This window comes from Nitrosospira multiformis (assembly GCF_900103165.1).
GTDB classification, from domain to species: domain Bacteria; phylum Pseudomonadota; class Gammaproteobacteria; order Burkholderiales; family Nitrosomonadaceae; genus Nitrosospira; species Nitrosospira multiformis_D.
The window spans coordinates 2117123-2132764 of sequence record NZ_FNKY01000001.1; the positions used below are offsets into that span (position 1 = coordinate 2117123).

The following is a 15642-nucleotide window of genomic DNA, read 5'->3' on the forward strand; positions in this document are numbered from 1 at the left end:
CTAATTGGTAAAATACCAGTGACGGTCTCCTTTCAGTACCGTGTCAGCCTTGACGCCCACCGAAAGGCCGCTTGGGGCAAATAAGCCCACAATGATGGGTTGCGCTTCGCATCCTATTAAATATAAAAGCATATGAGAAAACCTTCTGCCGTTTCTGCCATGGATACCACGTGGCGTCTGGCCAATCTGCCAAAACCTGTTTATCCGGAAGACTTGCCTGTGGTGGCGCGGCGGGACGATATCATGCACGCAATCCGGGAAAATCAGGTGGTGATCGTGTGCGGCGAGACGGGCTCAGGTAAAACGACGCAGCTGCCGAAAATCTGTCTTGAACTCGGGCGCGGGGTAGCGGGAATGATCGGGCATACGCAGCCGCGGCGTATTGCGGCGCGCACGGTGGCGATGCGGATTGCTTCCGAACTGAAGAGTCCATTAGGTCACGCGGTGGGTTACAAGGTGCGCTTTTCAGACAAGATCGGCTCAGGCACCTATATCAAGCTCATGACCGACGGCATTCTGCTGGCGGAAACCCAGGGCGATCCTTCCCTTCTCGCCTACGACACCATCATTATCGATGAGGCGCACGAGCGCAGCCTCAATATCGATTTTCTGCTCGGCTATTTCAAGCAGCTATTGCCCAGGCGGCCGGAGCTGAAGTTGATCGTTACCTCCGCCACGATCAACGCGCAGCGCTTTTCCGCGCATTTTGATGATGCGCCGGTTATTGAGGTGTCAGGCCGAATGTATCCGGTGGAAGTGCGTTATCACGCTATCGGGCCGGATCAAAATAGAACCAGGGATGAAGACAAGGAAGACGAAGGCGATCTTGAGCAGGCCATTCTTGATGCGGTGGATGAAACCACTCGTTCCGGCATGGGTGACATATTGATCTTTCTTCCAGGCGAGCGCGAAATCAGGGAGACCGCCGAGGCATTGCGCAAGCATGCGTTCAATAGACTCGGCCCTGGTCAGGGTGTTGGCGCAGGCGCAGAAATTCTGCCGTTGTTTGCGCGCCTGTCATACGCCGAGCAGGAGCGTGTATTCAAACCAGATGGTAACGTCAGACGTATTGTGCTCGCCACCAATGTGGCGGAGACATCCCTCACGGTGCCCGGCATTCGCTATGTGATCGACACGGGATTGGCGCGCCTTAATCGGTACAGTTATCGCAACAAGGTGGAGCAGCTGCAGGTGGAAAAGATTTCGCGGGCTTCCGCCAACCAGCGGGCGGGGCGTTGCGGGCGAGTGATGAGCGGCATTTGTATCCGGCTCTATACCGAAGAAGATTATCTGGGCCGCCCGGAATTCACCGACCCGGAAATTCTACGCTCGTCACTGGCGGCCGTGATTTTGCGCATGAAATCTCTCAAGATCGGCGAGGCGGAGAATTTCCCCTTCCTTGAGCCTCCTCTTCCACGCATGATCGCGGACGGCTACCAGTTGCTGTCGGAACTGGGTGCGATGGACGACACAGCGGACAACAACAAGGCATTGACCAGCATTGGCTGGCGGTTGGCGAAGTTTCCGATCGATCCGAAAATTGCACGCATGATACTGGCCGCCAAGGAAGAGAACTGCTTGAGCGAAGTACTCATCATCGCCTCCGCCTTGAGTGTGCAAGACCCGCGTGATCGGCCATTCGAGCGGCGTGAAGCGGCGGATCGGACGCATCAGCGCTTTCAGGACGAACGCTCCGATTTCCTGGGCTACCTGAAGCTGTGGGATTTCTTCGACGAGCTGTTGAAGCATAAAAAATCCAGCCGCAAGCTGATGGCGCATTGCCAGGAAAATTTTTTGTCCCATCGCAGAATGCGCGAATGGCGTGAAATCCACGGCCAGTTGCATGTGCTGGTAACGGAGATGGGGTTGAGACCCAACCAGATTCCCGCTGGCTACGATGAAATTCACCGCGCACTGCTGGCGGGGTTGCTCGGCAACATTGGTTTCAAGACCGAGGAGGACGGCGAGTATCTGGGCGCGCGCGGGATCAAGTTTTCCATTTTTCCCGGTTCGGTGCTGAAGAAGGCCAAACCAAAATGGGTCGTGGCTGCGGAATTGACCGAAACCACAAAGCTCTACGGACGCTGCGCGGCGAAAATCGACCCGCTTTGGGTGGAAAGAATCGCAGGCGGGCTATGCAAGAAGCACACCTTTGATCCGCATTGGGAAAAACAGCCGGCGCAGGTAGTGGCCTATGAACGGGTGACTTTGTATGGCCTCGCGGTGGTACCGAAGCGGCGGGTTTATTACGGTACGATCAATCCGAAAGAAGCACGTGAGATTTTTATCCGTTCGGCGCTGGCGGCGGGCGAATACGTCACCCAAGCACCTTTCTTCGAGCATAATCGCAAGCTGATCGCCACCGTGGAAGCGCTGGAACACAAGGCCCGCCGCCAGGATGTACTGGTGGATGAAGGAGAAATTTTCTCCTTTTACGATGCCATTGTTCCAGACGGCATCTGCAACGGGGTGGAGTTCGAGAGATGGCGCAGGCAGGCTGAACGGGAAAACCCGCACCTGCTTTACCTCACCCAGGAATACCTGATGCGGCATGAGGCGAACAGGATCACTGGGGAACAGTATCCTGACAGCATGGTCGTGGAGGGAGATGATCTGCCAGATGGGATTGCGTTGCCGCTCGCCTATCGATTCGATCCAGGGCACATACTGGACGGTGTGACGGTTAGCGTGCCGTTGCCGCTGCTCAACAAGCTGGATGCGGCGCGATTCGACAGGCTGGTTCCCGGATTGGTTCGCGAGAAGATTACCTGGTATCTGAAGGCGCTTCCCAAGCAGATACGCCGTCATGCGGTGCCGATCCCGGAGTTTGTAACCCGGTTTCTGGAAAGCGAGGAGTCGAGCGTTACCACGCTACCGCTACGCCCACTCTTGCCCGTATCCTTGACCAGTGCGTTATCCCGATTTGTTCAGGCCAAAACCGGGGTAGCCATTCCACAGGATGTGTGGCGGGACGAAGAACCGCCGCCTCATTTGCTGATGAATTACAAAATAGTCGACGATGCGGGGCAGGAGTTGGCGATGAGTCGTGATCTCTCGCAGCTCAAGGCGCAGCTTGGCCAGGCGGCGCAGTTGACATTCTCGCGAGCGGATTCAGGGGAACGCCTACCGATTGAACGCGACGACGTGAAATGCTGGGATTTTGGTGATTTGCCAGAAGAAATCGCCTTTACGCGTGCGGGAAAAAAACTTACCGGCTACCCGGCGCTGGTAGAGCGTGAGGGAAAAGTAGCCATCCATTTGTTCGATACGCGCGAAGCGGCGCAAGCCAGCATGCGCGGCGGTGTGCGGCAGTTGCTGCGTTTCGAGCTTAAGGAGCAATTGAAGCAACTGGAAAGGAATCTACCGGGCCTGAGCCAGGTTGCCTTGCAATTGCAAACGCTTATCAGCCCTGGTGCTCTTAAGGAAGACATGCTGGGTGCCATCATGGACCGTGCCTTTATTGCCGATGATACGCTGCCACGGCGCGAAAAAGATTTCGTCGCGCAGCGGCAGCGGGCAAGGGTGCGTCTACCCGCTGTTAGCGAGGCTGCAGCACGGATCGTGCAAAATATCGCCAATGAGTGCCAGTCACTGCTGATGAAATTGTCTATGGCAGGTGGGAGTGCCGCAGGGCAACCGGGTGGGAAACTGCACGCACAACTGCGCGCGCAGTTGGACAAGCTCGTTTATCCGGGATTTTTGGGTGCCACGCCATGGGATCGGTTGCAGCATCTGCCGCGTTATTTGAAAGGTATGGTTCTTCGTTTCGATAAGTATCCCGCCAACGCCGAGCGCGATGGCCACCACGGCGCCGTTATCACCGGATTGTGGAATCAATACGAGCAACGCCTGGAGCGGCACCGCAAGACAGGAATCAACGACAGTGCCCTCACCGAATTCCGCTGGCAGATCGAAGAGTTGCGCATCTCGCTGTTTGCCCAGGAACTGAAGACGCCCTACCCCGTTTCCGCCAAGCGGCTACAGAAATTGTGGGAGGAAGTCAGCGCTTGAAGCAACGGTGAGATGGCAGGATGGGTGCAAGGTGGAAGTCATCACTGTCACTTGTCACTCATAAGCCAAGCCATCGATCCAGTTGATGGGTTGCGCTTTGCTCCACCCATCCTGCGTGTTTTCAGGAATTGAAGACGCCCTACCCTGTTGTGACGGGTTGAGTACCCTTCAATACATGCGACAAGTCGTGCTCTATACGGTAATTTGCCACCAGGCGGAATTCGCTATCGGGGGCAATTTCCACCACATCCAGGTCGGCGTTCGCGGTTTCGACGCACAGGAGGCGCTGATAATCATCGTCCTTCAAGTCCGCCATTTCCGCCGAGATTTTTGCCCAGGGGTTCCACACGACGGCAGTATTGCTGCCTTGGGATGTGATGCAAATCCTGCGGCACTGCGCAGCGTCATCGATTACCAGCTTACCCTGTGCCTTCCGGTAGATGCGGTCGACTTCCGCACCAATGGAGACCGTGCCAGTCTGGAGTTTGTGAGCGGCGTTATCAGCTTTATCAATGTAGTCAAGTCCGTCCAGTCCCAGGACAGCCACCTGATTAATATGCCCCACCTTGAAATAGGTATGAAATGCCTGGGTGATAAAAAACGGCCGTGTATCGGTATTGCGCGTGACTAACTCCAGATTCAGCGATTCCCCGATCGTAATTTCCAGCGAGAGGTTGAACGAATGCGGCCAGATCGCTTTCGTTTCAGGCGTATCGATCAATCCCAGCGTAACGATGGCATCGCCATCCGCGGTAACCCCGGTTCGTACCACGTTCCAGAAACGATTGCGCACAAAGCCGTGGGCCGGGCGGCCAAGCCCATCCGGGTCGAGTCCAAACCACGGCCAGCAAATCGGGACGCCTCCCTTGATGGCCTTGCCGGGCTGATAGTATGCCGCCTCACTGAGGAACATGAGGTTGTTTGGGTCATTGGCTGGCTGGAAAGAGAGTACCTGTCCCGCATAGACCGAGATAACGGCGCTGGCTTTATCATTGTCGATTTTGATAAAGGGGAATCCGCCCGCACCCTCGACGAATTTAAGTTGATCATCAATTCCATAATCGGCATTCAGCTGTTCGATATTCATAATGTCAGTGTTTTTCTGATAATGAACATCATCATAACACGCCAGGATTTTGCCGGGAAAGGCATTAGGGTTTGCCGGTTAACAGGCCCTGGGCAGCGCTGCGCCGATATGCCTATTGCAGCCAAACCAGCCGGGGAATGGCGTCCGAATCAATCCATACGATAGCGTTCTGCCCGAATTCCCTACCGAGTGCCTGTGACGTCTCAAGATCAAGGCCGAGCACAAGAAAACTCTTCTCCACCGGCCATACGCCGGATGGATCATGACTTTCGCCTTCAAATATCCGGCCTATTTGAGTCAGACGCTCCAATCCATCGCGCAGATGCGCGCAAACGGCAAGGTTTTCCTCATGACTCTGGCGCATACTGAATGGATTACAGGCCGTAATAAAAGCCGCACAACGATCACCCAATACGGTGAAAAGTCGCGATAGCGGTTCGGAATACTCATCAATGCGCAGGATGATTGCGCCGGAATCGAATCCCGCTCCCACTGTTACCCGATACTCGGCTGTGCGGTAGGCAGCGATCAGGTCCGGAGAAATTTTCGATTGTGCCAAAAATAGCGGCCGGTCATGTCTTCAGAAGTTAGCCCGGCATCAATTAAAATAAGGTAACAACATAGTGCATTCGGTCATTTTGAGAATTTGCGCTATATCAGGCAAGGTTTCGTATTACGTTACAAGGATTTCCAGCAGCAAAAACATCTGGTGGGATATCCCGGGTAACCACACTGCCCGCCCCGATAGTTGTCCCCTTTCCTATCGTCACACCCGGATTGATAATTACGCCGCCGCAAATCCAGACGCTATCCTCGATGATGATGGGTTTAGCGGCTTCCAGACCCTTATTACGTTCTTTCACCGCCAATGGATGCGTTGCGGTATAGATCTGGACATTCGGTCCCAAAAATACATTGTTGCCGATAGTCACCCTGGCGCAATCCAGAATAATACAGTTGAAATTGGCGTAAAAACTATCACCGATACAAATGTTATATCCATAATCGCAGTAAAACGGCGGCTCGATTTCAGCCTGCCCGCCCAACGCACCCAGCAATTCTCGTAACATAACGACACGTTTCTCATTTTCATTCGGAAGCGTGTCGTTGAATACCTTAAGCAACCGTCGGGCCCGCTTTCTTTCCTCACGCAGCAAGTCATCACTGGACCGGTACAATTGTCCGGCAATCATCTTATCTTTTTCTGTCAGTTGCGCCATTTTTACCCCCACGATTCGCTACCAGAAGAAACCTGGCAAGTCAGACGAGCGAAAGGAAATATTTCCTTCACATACTCTATTTTTGGAAACCATACCCCGATTCAATAGTCAAAAAACTTTGAAATCAATGAGATTTAGCCCGTTTATTGATCGTGTCGATCATTGTCGTCAACTTCAAAGTGCTACGTTCGTTAATTTTGAATTCGGTAGTGGGACTAGGTGAAGTACGCAGTTTTTGGGCATTGCTCCATTCCTAACGAAAATCGGTAAGAGTATATAACCTGATCATCCATTAGCGAACGCCGGAAGTTAGTTACCTCCAAAAAGGATTACTGATCAATTTAGTTGCATTATGCAATCGATCCATTATACTTTTGTTGTGCAACTTACCGTGAATGAGGGAATGAGACGTTATTTGATCAGCGGGACGTTGAATGTTTGAATTCCGGGTATTCAATACTATAAGATAGAAGGGCCGAATCCGCATATCGGATAGTATGCCTAACCCAGTCAAGGCAAGGCAGTGAAATTGTGACGGTGAGTTTTTCATGGGATGAAACAAAACCCGGCTCAACCATAATGTTTTTGCTGGCTTGGTTCAAGCGCATGAATTCAACGCGCCGAGCCGGGCAAACGTAGACCAAGAGGAGTTTCAATGATGATCAAGCAAGTGATGCAGGGCGGTGTATCGATCCTTACCGTCGTCATGGCGCTCTATTGCGGCGCCGCGGTTGCGCATGGAAAAGTGGCTATGGAAGAAGATACATGCATGCGCCGGCTCGGCGACAACAGCATGGTACATTTAAGTGCTTACCAGCCACAACATGAGCCAAGCGACCAATATTGCACAGAGATACCTAAAGAAGGCGATACTTTTCTGGTGGTGGATCTGGTCGACCAGGCGCTTCGTGACATTCCGATAGGAATAAGGGTGGTGAAAGGAACCAGCGAGGTGGAAGACGAGACGGTGACGTATTTACGTCCGAGCTATCACCCTGATGGAGTGATCAGGGGAGAAACCAGTCTGGATCAGGGACTCTATACGGTATTCATTACGGGAGAGTCGGTGCCCCCCGTACACTATCAGTACCCATTGCGGGTAAAGATGGTTAATTATGCGAATATTTTTCGTGCATCGATAGGGCCATTGATAGCCATGCTGCTGTTGACCCTGTTTACTTACAAGATCATGAAATCAAAGCGTATGCAGAATTGGCGGTCTTCCCGCCGTTCATAGGTTATTGAAGGATAGGCTCAACCATTGCGTTGAGAGCGGTCGAAGTTGATCAGCCTTCAATTTTAGCTGTCGCGGCGCCTCGGTCGGGCTGGAAGTGTGATCGTAGAACAGAAACCGTGGGTAGTTGTTCGTGCCATAGTCGGCAATAGCGCTGAATCCGGTGGTTGACGTTTATTTATCAGGTTGGCGCTATGATTAGTAAGGTTATGTGCTATTTACCCCGGCATCGTTGCGCATTGCCTCATACCCCAGAAATTGCACACTCCGCCTCGTCCAACTGCTGGACCGGGAATAATAAAAGATCTGGTTATGGGTAAGAAAGATAACGAAAAAAAAGTGAGCGAGCCCCTGCCGGAGCTATCCAAAGAAGACTATGAGGATACGCTCTATAAACTTCAGATTGAACTCGTCAAGCTGCAACGGCGCTTTATCAAGTGCGGCGACAAGATTCTGATCATCTTCGAGGGACGGGACGCGGCCGGTAAAGACGGCACCATCAAGCGCATCATTCAACACCTGAGTCCGCGCGAAACGCGCGTCGTGGCGCTTGGCAAGCCCACGGACAGAGATCGTGGCTCATGGTATTTTCAGCGTTATACCCCCTATCTGCCCGCGGCCCAGGAACTGGTGTTATTCAACCGCAGCTGGTACAACCGGGCGGGAGTGGAGCCGGTAATGGGTTTTTGCACGAACGCCGAGTATGATGAATTCATGACTTCGGTGCCGGAGTTCGAACATATGCTGGTCCGTTCAGGTATTAAGCTTCTGAAGTACTATCTTGATATCAGCAAATCAGAGCAGGCGAAGCGGCTGGATGATCGCAAAAAGGATCCGCTCGCGCAATGGAAGATCAGTGCGCTTGACGAACATGCAATCAAGAAATGGAAGGAATACAGCCTGGCACGCGATAAAATGCTGGCGCATACCCATAGTCTCACGGCACCGTGGACAATAGTCCGTGCCGACGATAAGCAGTTGGCGCGTATCAACATCATCAAGGATCTTCTCAGCCGCCTCGATTATGAGAATAAAGACGAACGGTTGGTCATGCCGGACAAACGCGTCGTGATGGAGTTTGAAATTTCGTTTATTGAACGCGGTGTACTGGCGTCGTAATTAACCCGGGATGCTTCATAAATGCCGCGTCCTCGCTGGTCTTCTATTTCTTATGGAAGTTTTATTCAGCGGGTGTATGAATAACTACGTCATTCTTTCAAAAAGTTTCCCTAAAAACAGAATCCTGCGCAATTATCACGCGAGTTTATGGAACATCCGGGGTTACCGCCGACCAGAGTCTTTGCCCATGGGGCCGCTGGCACCCGATCACCTGTTGGCTATTCATAGCCGCTACCCTCCATAAGTCATCGGAAGTCATCGCCGGCGGGTGATCATTGCAATATTGTTGCAATGATCATGGTCTAAAATTGCTAATGAGGGACGAAAAATGAGACGAATACAGCGTTTCCCGGGGCAGGCAGCACTTGCCGCGATCATCGTACTTGAATCGGCCCTGCCCGTCTGGGCACATGAGCCTGGTGTTCATGTGCATGGCCGCGCCGCGCTGGAAATTGCGATTGACGGAGCGATAGTGCAGGTCAACCTGAATAGCCCATTGGATAATCTATTGAGATTCGAGCATGCCCCTAGAAATGAAAAAGAACATCAAGCCGTCACGGCCATGACATCGAAATTTAATCAGGCTAATAGTCTTTTCATTTTTACGCCCGCAGCTCAGTGCCGGGTAGAATCCACTGATTTGACGTCTCCGGTGCTTTCTCCGGACTTGCTGGCGCCTGCCTCCGATTCTGGTAAAAGTGCCGATAAAAGTACCAGAAAAGACAGTGGTGCATCCAGAACGACTCCTTCTACTCCGTCTCCGGCAGCGGATATGCATGCGGAGCTGGAGGCCACCTGGCAGTTCCGGTGCGCCCAGCCGCAGGCTTTGCAAGGCGTCGATGTGCGATTATTCCAAATGTTTCCCGGTCTCCAGCGTCTCGATGCCGCCGTAGCGGGGCCCAAGGGACAATCAAGCGCGAAGCTATCGCCTGAGTCTACCCGGTTGAAATGGTAGCTGAGAAGGTGGGTCAGGAATGAGTCCGTTTGTCATTGACATTCAGGATCTGGTTTTTCAGTGGCCTGGCAAGCATGGATTCCGCCTGTCGATCCCCCAATTTCTGGTAAGACGCGGAGAGCGTGTTTTTCTGCAAGGCGCGAGCGGGAGCGGCAAGAGTACCCTGCTGAGTTTGCTGGGCGGCGTGCTGCTGCCGCAGCCGTGCCACCTGCGCGTACTCGATACCGACCTGACCGCACTTTCATCCAGCGCCCGCGACCGGTTTCGCGTAGATCATGTCGGTTTCCTGTTTCAGCAGTTTAATCTGGTGCCTTATTTGTCCGTGCTTGAGAACGTGCTCCTACCCTGCCGTTTTTCGCAGCGCAGGCGGCGGCAAGCGCTTGAATCAGCCGTATCGCTCGAACAATCGGCGGCCCGGCTGCTGGATCAGCTGGGACTGGATGTGACGCTGGCACGACAACCAGTCACCGCTTTATCGGTGGGGCAACAGCAGCGCGTGGCGGCTGCTCGGGCACTGATCGGCCACCCCGAGCTGATCATCGCCGATGAACCGACTTCCGCACTGGATGCGGCCCGGCAAGCAGAATTTCTTGATCTTCTGCTAGGCCGCTGCGATGATGGGAATGTCACGCTGATCTTTGTCAGCCATGACCAGCGGCTGGGGTCCCATTTCAGCCGTACCGTCGACTTGAATGAATTGTGCGTAACCACAGTCCCTTGATCAATCGAATGGAGAAAAAAATGTCGCTATCATATAATTTTAAAGTATTGGGTGCAGCCGCTGTACTGGGTGCATTGATGAGCGTTGAGGGCATTGCAGGCACCGATACGGTCATAAAAGTCGATGGCTCCAGCACGATGTATCCCATTACCGAAGAGGGGGCGAAGAAATTTCAGGCGACCAAAAAAGAGGCGGTCAAGGTATCGGTCGGCATCTCCGGTACCGGCGGTGGCTTTACGAAATTCTGTCGCGGTGAAATAGATATCGTCAATGCTTCCCGTCCCATTCAAAGAGCGGAAATGAAGGCGTGCAATAAAGCCGGCGTGCAATACGTAGAATTGCCGATGGCGTTTGATGCATTAACGGTGGTGGTGAATCCGAAGAATACCTGGAGCAAAACCATGACTGTTACCGAATTGAAAAAAATGTGGGAACCCGCCGCTCAGGGTAAAATTACCAAATGGAGCCAGGTAAATCCAGCATGGCCTGACGAAAAATTCAATCTCTATGCCGCAGGCCCGGATTCCGGCACGCTCGATTACTTTACGCAAGCAATTGTGGGCAAGGCTAAATCCAGCCGTAGCGACTTTACGGCATCCGAGGAGGACAATAACATACTGATGCAGAACGTGGCGAACGACAAGAATGCGCTGGGGTTCGTTGGTTTCGGATACTATATGCAGAATCAGGACAAAATTAGTGCTGTCGCGGTGGATGATGGTAGAAACGGCGGAGTTATTCCCTCTGCCGAAACGGTGGAGGATGGAACCTATCAGCCTTTGTCTCGTCCCATTTTTATCTATGTGAACATGAAGGCGGCGGAGAAACCCGAACTTAAGGAGTTTGTTGCGTTTTATATGAAAAATGCATCCGCTCTGGTGAGGGGATTCCAGTACATTCCACTACCACCCAGAGCCTACGCCGCCAACATGGAATTCTTCAAGACGAAGCGGGTGGGAACGGTATTCGATGGCTATGTGCCAGGAGGCCTCACCCTCGACGACCTGCTTCGGCGAGAAGCCCGTTTTTATGAAAATTGATCATGGTATTGCCGTTTCCAGCGAAACGCGATCGCGGCTCCATTCCGGACGAACCACCGTCTTGAATGAATTGGGCCGAAACGCAGGAGGGGCGGACTGAAATCACTGTTTTCCCTTGCGTTTGCCAGCGCCTGGAACCGGCGCGCCACGCTGGGATTGATGGCGGTCAGTATTGCGCTTTCAGTTATGCTGTTGTTGGGCGTCGAGCAATTGCGTACCCAGGCGCGGGAGAGTTTCTCTCAGTCCATATCCGGGACCGACTTGGTGGTGGGTGCGCGCACTAGTCCAATCCAACTCATGCTCTATGCCGTGTTCCGCCTGGGGGATGCCACCCATAATATCCGCTGGGCAAGCTTTCAGGCGATGGCGGCCCACCCGGCGGTGGCGTGGGCAGTGCCGATTTCCCTGGGCGATTCGCATCGCGGTTTTGCGGTAATAGGCACCACTCCCGCGTATTTCGAGTATTTTCGTTATGGCGATCGCCGATTGCTGGCATTTGCGGCGGGAAAGCCGTTTACGGATATTTTTGAAGCGGTAATCGGTGCGGATATCGCCGCGCAACTTGGCTATCAAGTGGGCGACAGTATCGTGCTCAATCATGGTGCGAAAGGCCTCGGTTTGACCGATCACGCCGACAAACCGTTCAAGGTGAGCGGCATTCTCAAGCGGACCGGCCTGCCCGTGGATCGCAGCGTTCATGTCAGTCTTGCGGCTATTGAAGCTATTCATCTCGACTGGCAGGGCGGCGCCCCGATGCCCGGGGTATCCATTCCGGCTGAATATGTGCGTAAATTCGATCTGGCGCCAAAGGAAATTACGGCGGTGCTCATCGGGCTGAAAAGCCGCGCGGGTGTTTTTCAGATGCAGCGGTTCATCAATCAATACAAGGGAGAGCCATTGCTGGCCGTGCTTCCCGGTGTGGCGCTGGATGAGCTGTGGTCCATCGTCAGCATTGTGGAAAAGTCGCTGCTGGCTATTTCCGCATTGGTGGTGGCGGTGGGTCTGAGCGGTTTGGTGGCTGTTGTGCTGGCCGGCCTGGGGGAACGCAGGCGCGAATTGGCAATTCTGCGCTCGGTGGGCGCTGGCCCGCGCGTGGTTTTTCTGCTGCTGGCTATCGAGGGGCTGATGGTGGTCGTGGCTGGTGCATTGCTGGGTGTGCTGGGGTTGACCGTGCTCAGCCTGTTTGCCGCGCCCGTTCTGGAGGCGCACTTGGGTATTTCGCTGGCGGCAGGTATGCTATCGGCCGAGGCTTGGCAATTACTGTTACTGGTCATGGCAACGGGGTTTCTGGTCAGCCTTATACCCGGCTATCGTGCCTACCGATTATCCTTAAGCGATGGTTTGACGCCAAGATTATAAAAAAGGATACCAAATATGACTGCTTCTCTGTATGCCACCCCTCTCCGCTTTCGCATTTTATTTTTAATCGCCTTGCTGATTTTTACGGCACAGACAGCCATCTCGGCCGATAAGGATTACAAGGTTGGAGATAGATTGTCAGTGCCGGCGCCCGGTGCAGCGAAAAATAAGCCCGCACCTTCGGGAACTGCTTCAGCCGGTTACAAGGAAAAGACCTGGGATGATCTGATGCCCAAGAACTGGGACCCGATGGCGCCGCTGAAGGGATTGAAGCTGGACAACCTTAAGGATGGCGACCCCCGTGCCATCGAAGCGCTGGAAAAAATACGCGCAGCCTGGAATAACGCACCCATCGAGCCCGCGCTGGATGGAGAGCGTATCCGTATTCCGGGCTTCGTGATTCCTCTGGAACGCGCAGGCAATAAAGTCAGCGAATTCCTGCTCGTTCCCTATTTCGGAGCGTGCATTCATACGCCCCCGCCGCCTTCCAACCAGATCATTCATGTGCGGACATCAAAACCCCTGTCCAATATGCGCACCATGGATACAATGTGGGTCAGTGGAGTGCTGCACGCCGGCAGCATAGATACGGAGATGGGCCAGGCGGGCTATCAATTGAAGGCTGAGTGGGTTACGCCTTATCCGTAAGGAACTCATGAACAGGAAAGAGTTCGAATGTTCCTGCACACCCCCACATCGCCCGCCCGCCTTACGAAGTTTTACCGGGATTGTATTGATGGCGCCGGGACTGATCAGCGCAAATTTTCATTCTGAATTTCATTCGCATGTTTTAGAGCATGCCATTCGAGGTCGTTAGCCAGGCCTGGCCCTTATTTGCCTCAACTTTGGAATCCCCTCAAATCAATACACACTCGGCACAAGCATTTCTGTAGATACCGGATGCCGCAAGTAGTCTGGGTTATGCACCCGGTCCGGCAGAATAATGGGTTCATGCTCAATTTCATTGTAAGGAATCTGAGCCAGGAAGTGATGAATACAATTAAGACGGGCTTTTTTCTTGTCGACCGCCTCGACTATCCACCAGGGAGCCTCGGGAATATGGGTGCGCTCCAGCATGGTTTCCTTTGCTTTGGTGTATTGTTCCCAAAGACGGCGGGATTCAAGATCCATCGGACTCAGTTTCCATTGCTTCAGGGGGTCGCGGATTCGCATCAGGAAACGCATGTACTGCTCATCATCGGTAATCGAGAACCAATATTTGATCAGGATGATGCCGGAACGAATGAGTATCTTCTCAAATTCCGGCACGCTACGGAAGAATTCTTCATATTCTTCTTCGTCACAGAATCCCATGACTTTTTCCACGCCGGCCCGGTTATACCAGCTCCGGTCAAATAGTACGATCTCGCCGCCGGAAGGTAAATGTGACACGTAGCGTTGAAAATACCACTGGCTGCGCTCTCGTTCGCTCGGAGCAGGCAGCGCAGCCACCCGGCAGACCCGAGGATTCAGGCGCTGGGTGAAACGCTTGATGACTCCGCCTTTACCTGCAGCGTCACGCCCTTCGAACAGGACTACTACCTTGAGTTTCTTTTGCACTACCCAGTCCTGTAACTTGACCAGTTCTCCCTGAAGACGAAAAAGCTCCTTGAAATAGAATTGCCTGCCCACCTCGGTCTCGTTATCAGGTGTGGTGATTTCAGCCACCAATTTATCCAGCCGATGATCATCGATTTCCATTTCCAGTTCTTCGTCGAGACTGTCCAACATATCGGCATGAATGTGGCGTTCTAGGTCCGCATGTTCAAGGGTTTTATCTGCGCGCATCGGGATCTCCTGGTATTTGTTTTAAAATAGTTTCGTAAACAACCCGTACAGGGAACCGGAGAGAGATATTGAAGCACCCAAGCCATGGCCAAATTTCATACAACCCTACTGCAAGCTTGATTTGTTGACAACCATCGTGCCAGCTACGCCCGATGACAGGATTTGTGTGGTAGAAAGCGGCAGATCGTAGATATCGAATTTTTTCACCGAAGGTCACCAGGCTTGTGATCGAGACGAGGAGGAGCGTAGGAGGCAGGAGTAATATTCATCGATATCATCCAATAACCCTCAAAATAGTAGCGATCTTTTGTTACAGGAGTGTTACAAACCAGCCTTCCCTCCGCACCGCAAATCCACCACAAGGAGAGCAGAAGCTAGGATCTGTTAACACCTATTTCGCACCCGCGTTTTTTGTGGGCAACCCGAAGGGACGGGACGGATTTTCATCCAGCCCTTCGTTACTCACCGCTTACGGAGACCCACAGCCAACATAGCGAGTCTATTGCAGAAATATCCTCGCCTTAATCGTTTCTTGCCGAAACAGGCGAAGTGTGGGTCTCAGATCTGCTTGCTGCAGTGGGTTTGATGGTGAGCACCGGGCAGGGAGAGTGTCTGACAACATATTCCGCAATGCTTCCCATAGTTAAATGATTCCACCCCGTATAACCATGCGTACCGAGGATTAGAAGATCGGCATTCTGTTCGGCAGCCACCCGTACGATTTCTTTACCAGGGTCGCCTTCGATAAAAATGGTTTCGGTGTGTGTGCCGAACGATTCGGCGAGTGTTTTGAGCGCCTCCTTTCCTTTTTGCCGGGTGTTTTCAATACTTGCATCCACCCAATCTTCGAATCCGGGCGTGTAATAGTAGGGTGAAGGAACCATCCAGCCGCCGGGTTCAAATACATGCAGAATCTTGAGTTCCGCCGCAAGCGATCCAGATATACATTTAGCATATATGATGGCATCCTGAGAAGCCTCTGAGAAATCAGTAGCTAGAATGATTTTTTGAATGAGTGGATTCATACATCCTTCCTTTCCGGGTAAAGATCCGTCCATGGTGGTTGAAGACAATACACTGAGTAAGCCAACACAGCCTTTCTTCTGTG

Annotated in this window: 13 protein-coding genes; 8 read left to right on the forward strand and 5 right to left on the reverse strand. The window is 52.9% G+C overall.

What is annotated here, in order from left to right:
- The first annotated feature begins 132 nt into the window (after positions 1-132).
- Positions 133-4011, forward strand: coding sequence for an ATP-dependent RNA helicase HrpA (hrpA, locus tag BLR00_RS09555; protein WP_074632134.1), 3879 nt, complete (start codon positions 133-135; stop codon positions 4009-4011).
- 139 nt (positions 4012-4150) lie between these two features.
- On the opposite strand, the gene BLR00_RS09560 is transcribed toward hrpA, so the two are convergent.
- From BLR00_RS09560 to BLR00_RS09570, 3 genes are all read right to left on the reverse strand, one after another.
- Entirely contained in the window at positions 4151-5098 is a 948-nt protein-coding gene (locus BLR00_RS09560; RefSeq protein ID WP_074632135.1) for a D-hexose-6-phosphate mutarotase, read from the reverse strand.
- Between the two features lie 112 nt (positions 5099-5210).
- Positions 5211-5657 carry a DUF3293 domain-containing protein gene (locus BLR00_RS09565; RefSeq protein ID WP_074632136.1) on the reverse strand — a complete coding sequence of 149 codons (447 nt, stop codon included), beginning with the start codon at positions 5655-5657 and terminating at the stop codon, positions 5211-5213.
- 97 nt (positions 5658-5754) lie between these two features.
- Positions 5755-6318 carry a sugar O-acetyltransferase gene (locus BLR00_RS09570; protein ID WP_074632137.1) on the reverse strand — a complete coding sequence of 188 codons (564 nt, stop codon included), beginning with the start codon at positions 6316-6318 and terminating at the stop codon, positions 5755-5757.
- Between the two features lie 658 nt (positions 6319-6976).
- Here BLR00_RS09570 and BLR00_RS09575 point away from each other — a divergent pair.
- The 7 genes from BLR00_RS09575 to BLR00_RS09605 all read left to right on the forward strand — a co-directional run bounded on the left by BLR00_RS09575 (position 6977) and on the right by BLR00_RS09605 (position 13394).
- Entirely contained in the window at positions 6977-7555 is a 579-nt protein-coding gene (locus BLR00_RS09575) for a hypothetical protein (RefSeq protein ID WP_074634242.1), read from the forward strand.
- Between the two features lie 309 nt (positions 7556-7864).
- Positions 7865-8671 carry a polyphosphate kinase 2 gene (gene ppk2 / locus BLR00_RS09580; protein WP_074632138.1) on the forward strand — a complete coding sequence of 269 codons (807 nt, stop codon included), beginning with the start codon at positions 7865-7867 and terminating at the stop codon, positions 8669-8671.
- A 328-nt stretch (positions 8672-8999) separates the two neighbouring features.
- The gene (locus BLR00_RS09585; protein ID WP_074632139.1) at positions 9000-9626 is read left to right on the forward strand and encodes a DUF2796 domain-containing protein; all 627 of its coding nucleotides are present in this window, start codon (positions 9000-9002) and stop codon (positions 9624-9626) included.
- Between the two features lie 19 nt (positions 9627-9645).
- Entirely contained in the window at positions 9646-10347 is a 702-nt protein-coding gene (locus BLR00_RS09590) for an ATP-binding cassette domain-containing protein (protein ID WP_074632140.1), read from the forward strand.
- Between the two features lie 20 nt (positions 10348-10367).
- Complete coding sequence (locus tag BLR00_RS09595; protein ID WP_074632141.1) at positions 10368-11387, forward strand: PstS family phosphate ABC transporter substrate-binding protein; 1020 nt, start codon at positions 10368-10370, stop codon at positions 11385-11387.
- Positions 11388-11546: 159 nt separating this feature from the next.
- Positions 11547-12746 carry an ABC transporter permease gene (locus BLR00_RS09600; RefSeq protein ID WP_256324099.1) on the forward strand — a complete coding sequence of 400 codons (1200 nt, stop codon included), beginning with the start codon at positions 11547-11549 and terminating at the stop codon, positions 12744-12746.
- A 15-nt stretch (positions 12747-12761) separates the two neighbouring features.
- Positions 12762-13394, forward strand: a complete 633-nt coding sequence (locus BLR00_RS09605) for a DUF3299 domain-containing protein (protein ID WP_074632143.1) — start codon at positions 12762-12764, stop codon at positions 13392-13394.
- Positions 13395-13607: 213 nt separating this feature from the next.
- On the opposite strand, the gene ppk2 (BLR00_RS09610) is transcribed toward BLR00_RS09605, so the two are convergent.
- The gene (ppk2, locus tag BLR00_RS09610) at positions 13608-14534 is read right to left on the reverse strand and encodes a polyphosphate kinase 2 (RefSeq protein ID WP_074632144.1); all 927 of its coding nucleotides are present in this window, start codon (positions 14532-14534) and stop codon (positions 13608-13610) included.
- A 521-nt stretch (positions 14535-15055) separates the two neighbouring features.
- The gene (locus BLR00_RS09615) at positions 15056-15559 is read right to left on the reverse strand and encodes a universal stress protein (protein WP_074632145.1); all 504 of its coding nucleotides are present in this window, start codon (positions 15557-15559) and stop codon (positions 15056-15058) included.
- Between the last annotated feature and the right edge of the window lie 83 nt (positions 15560-15642).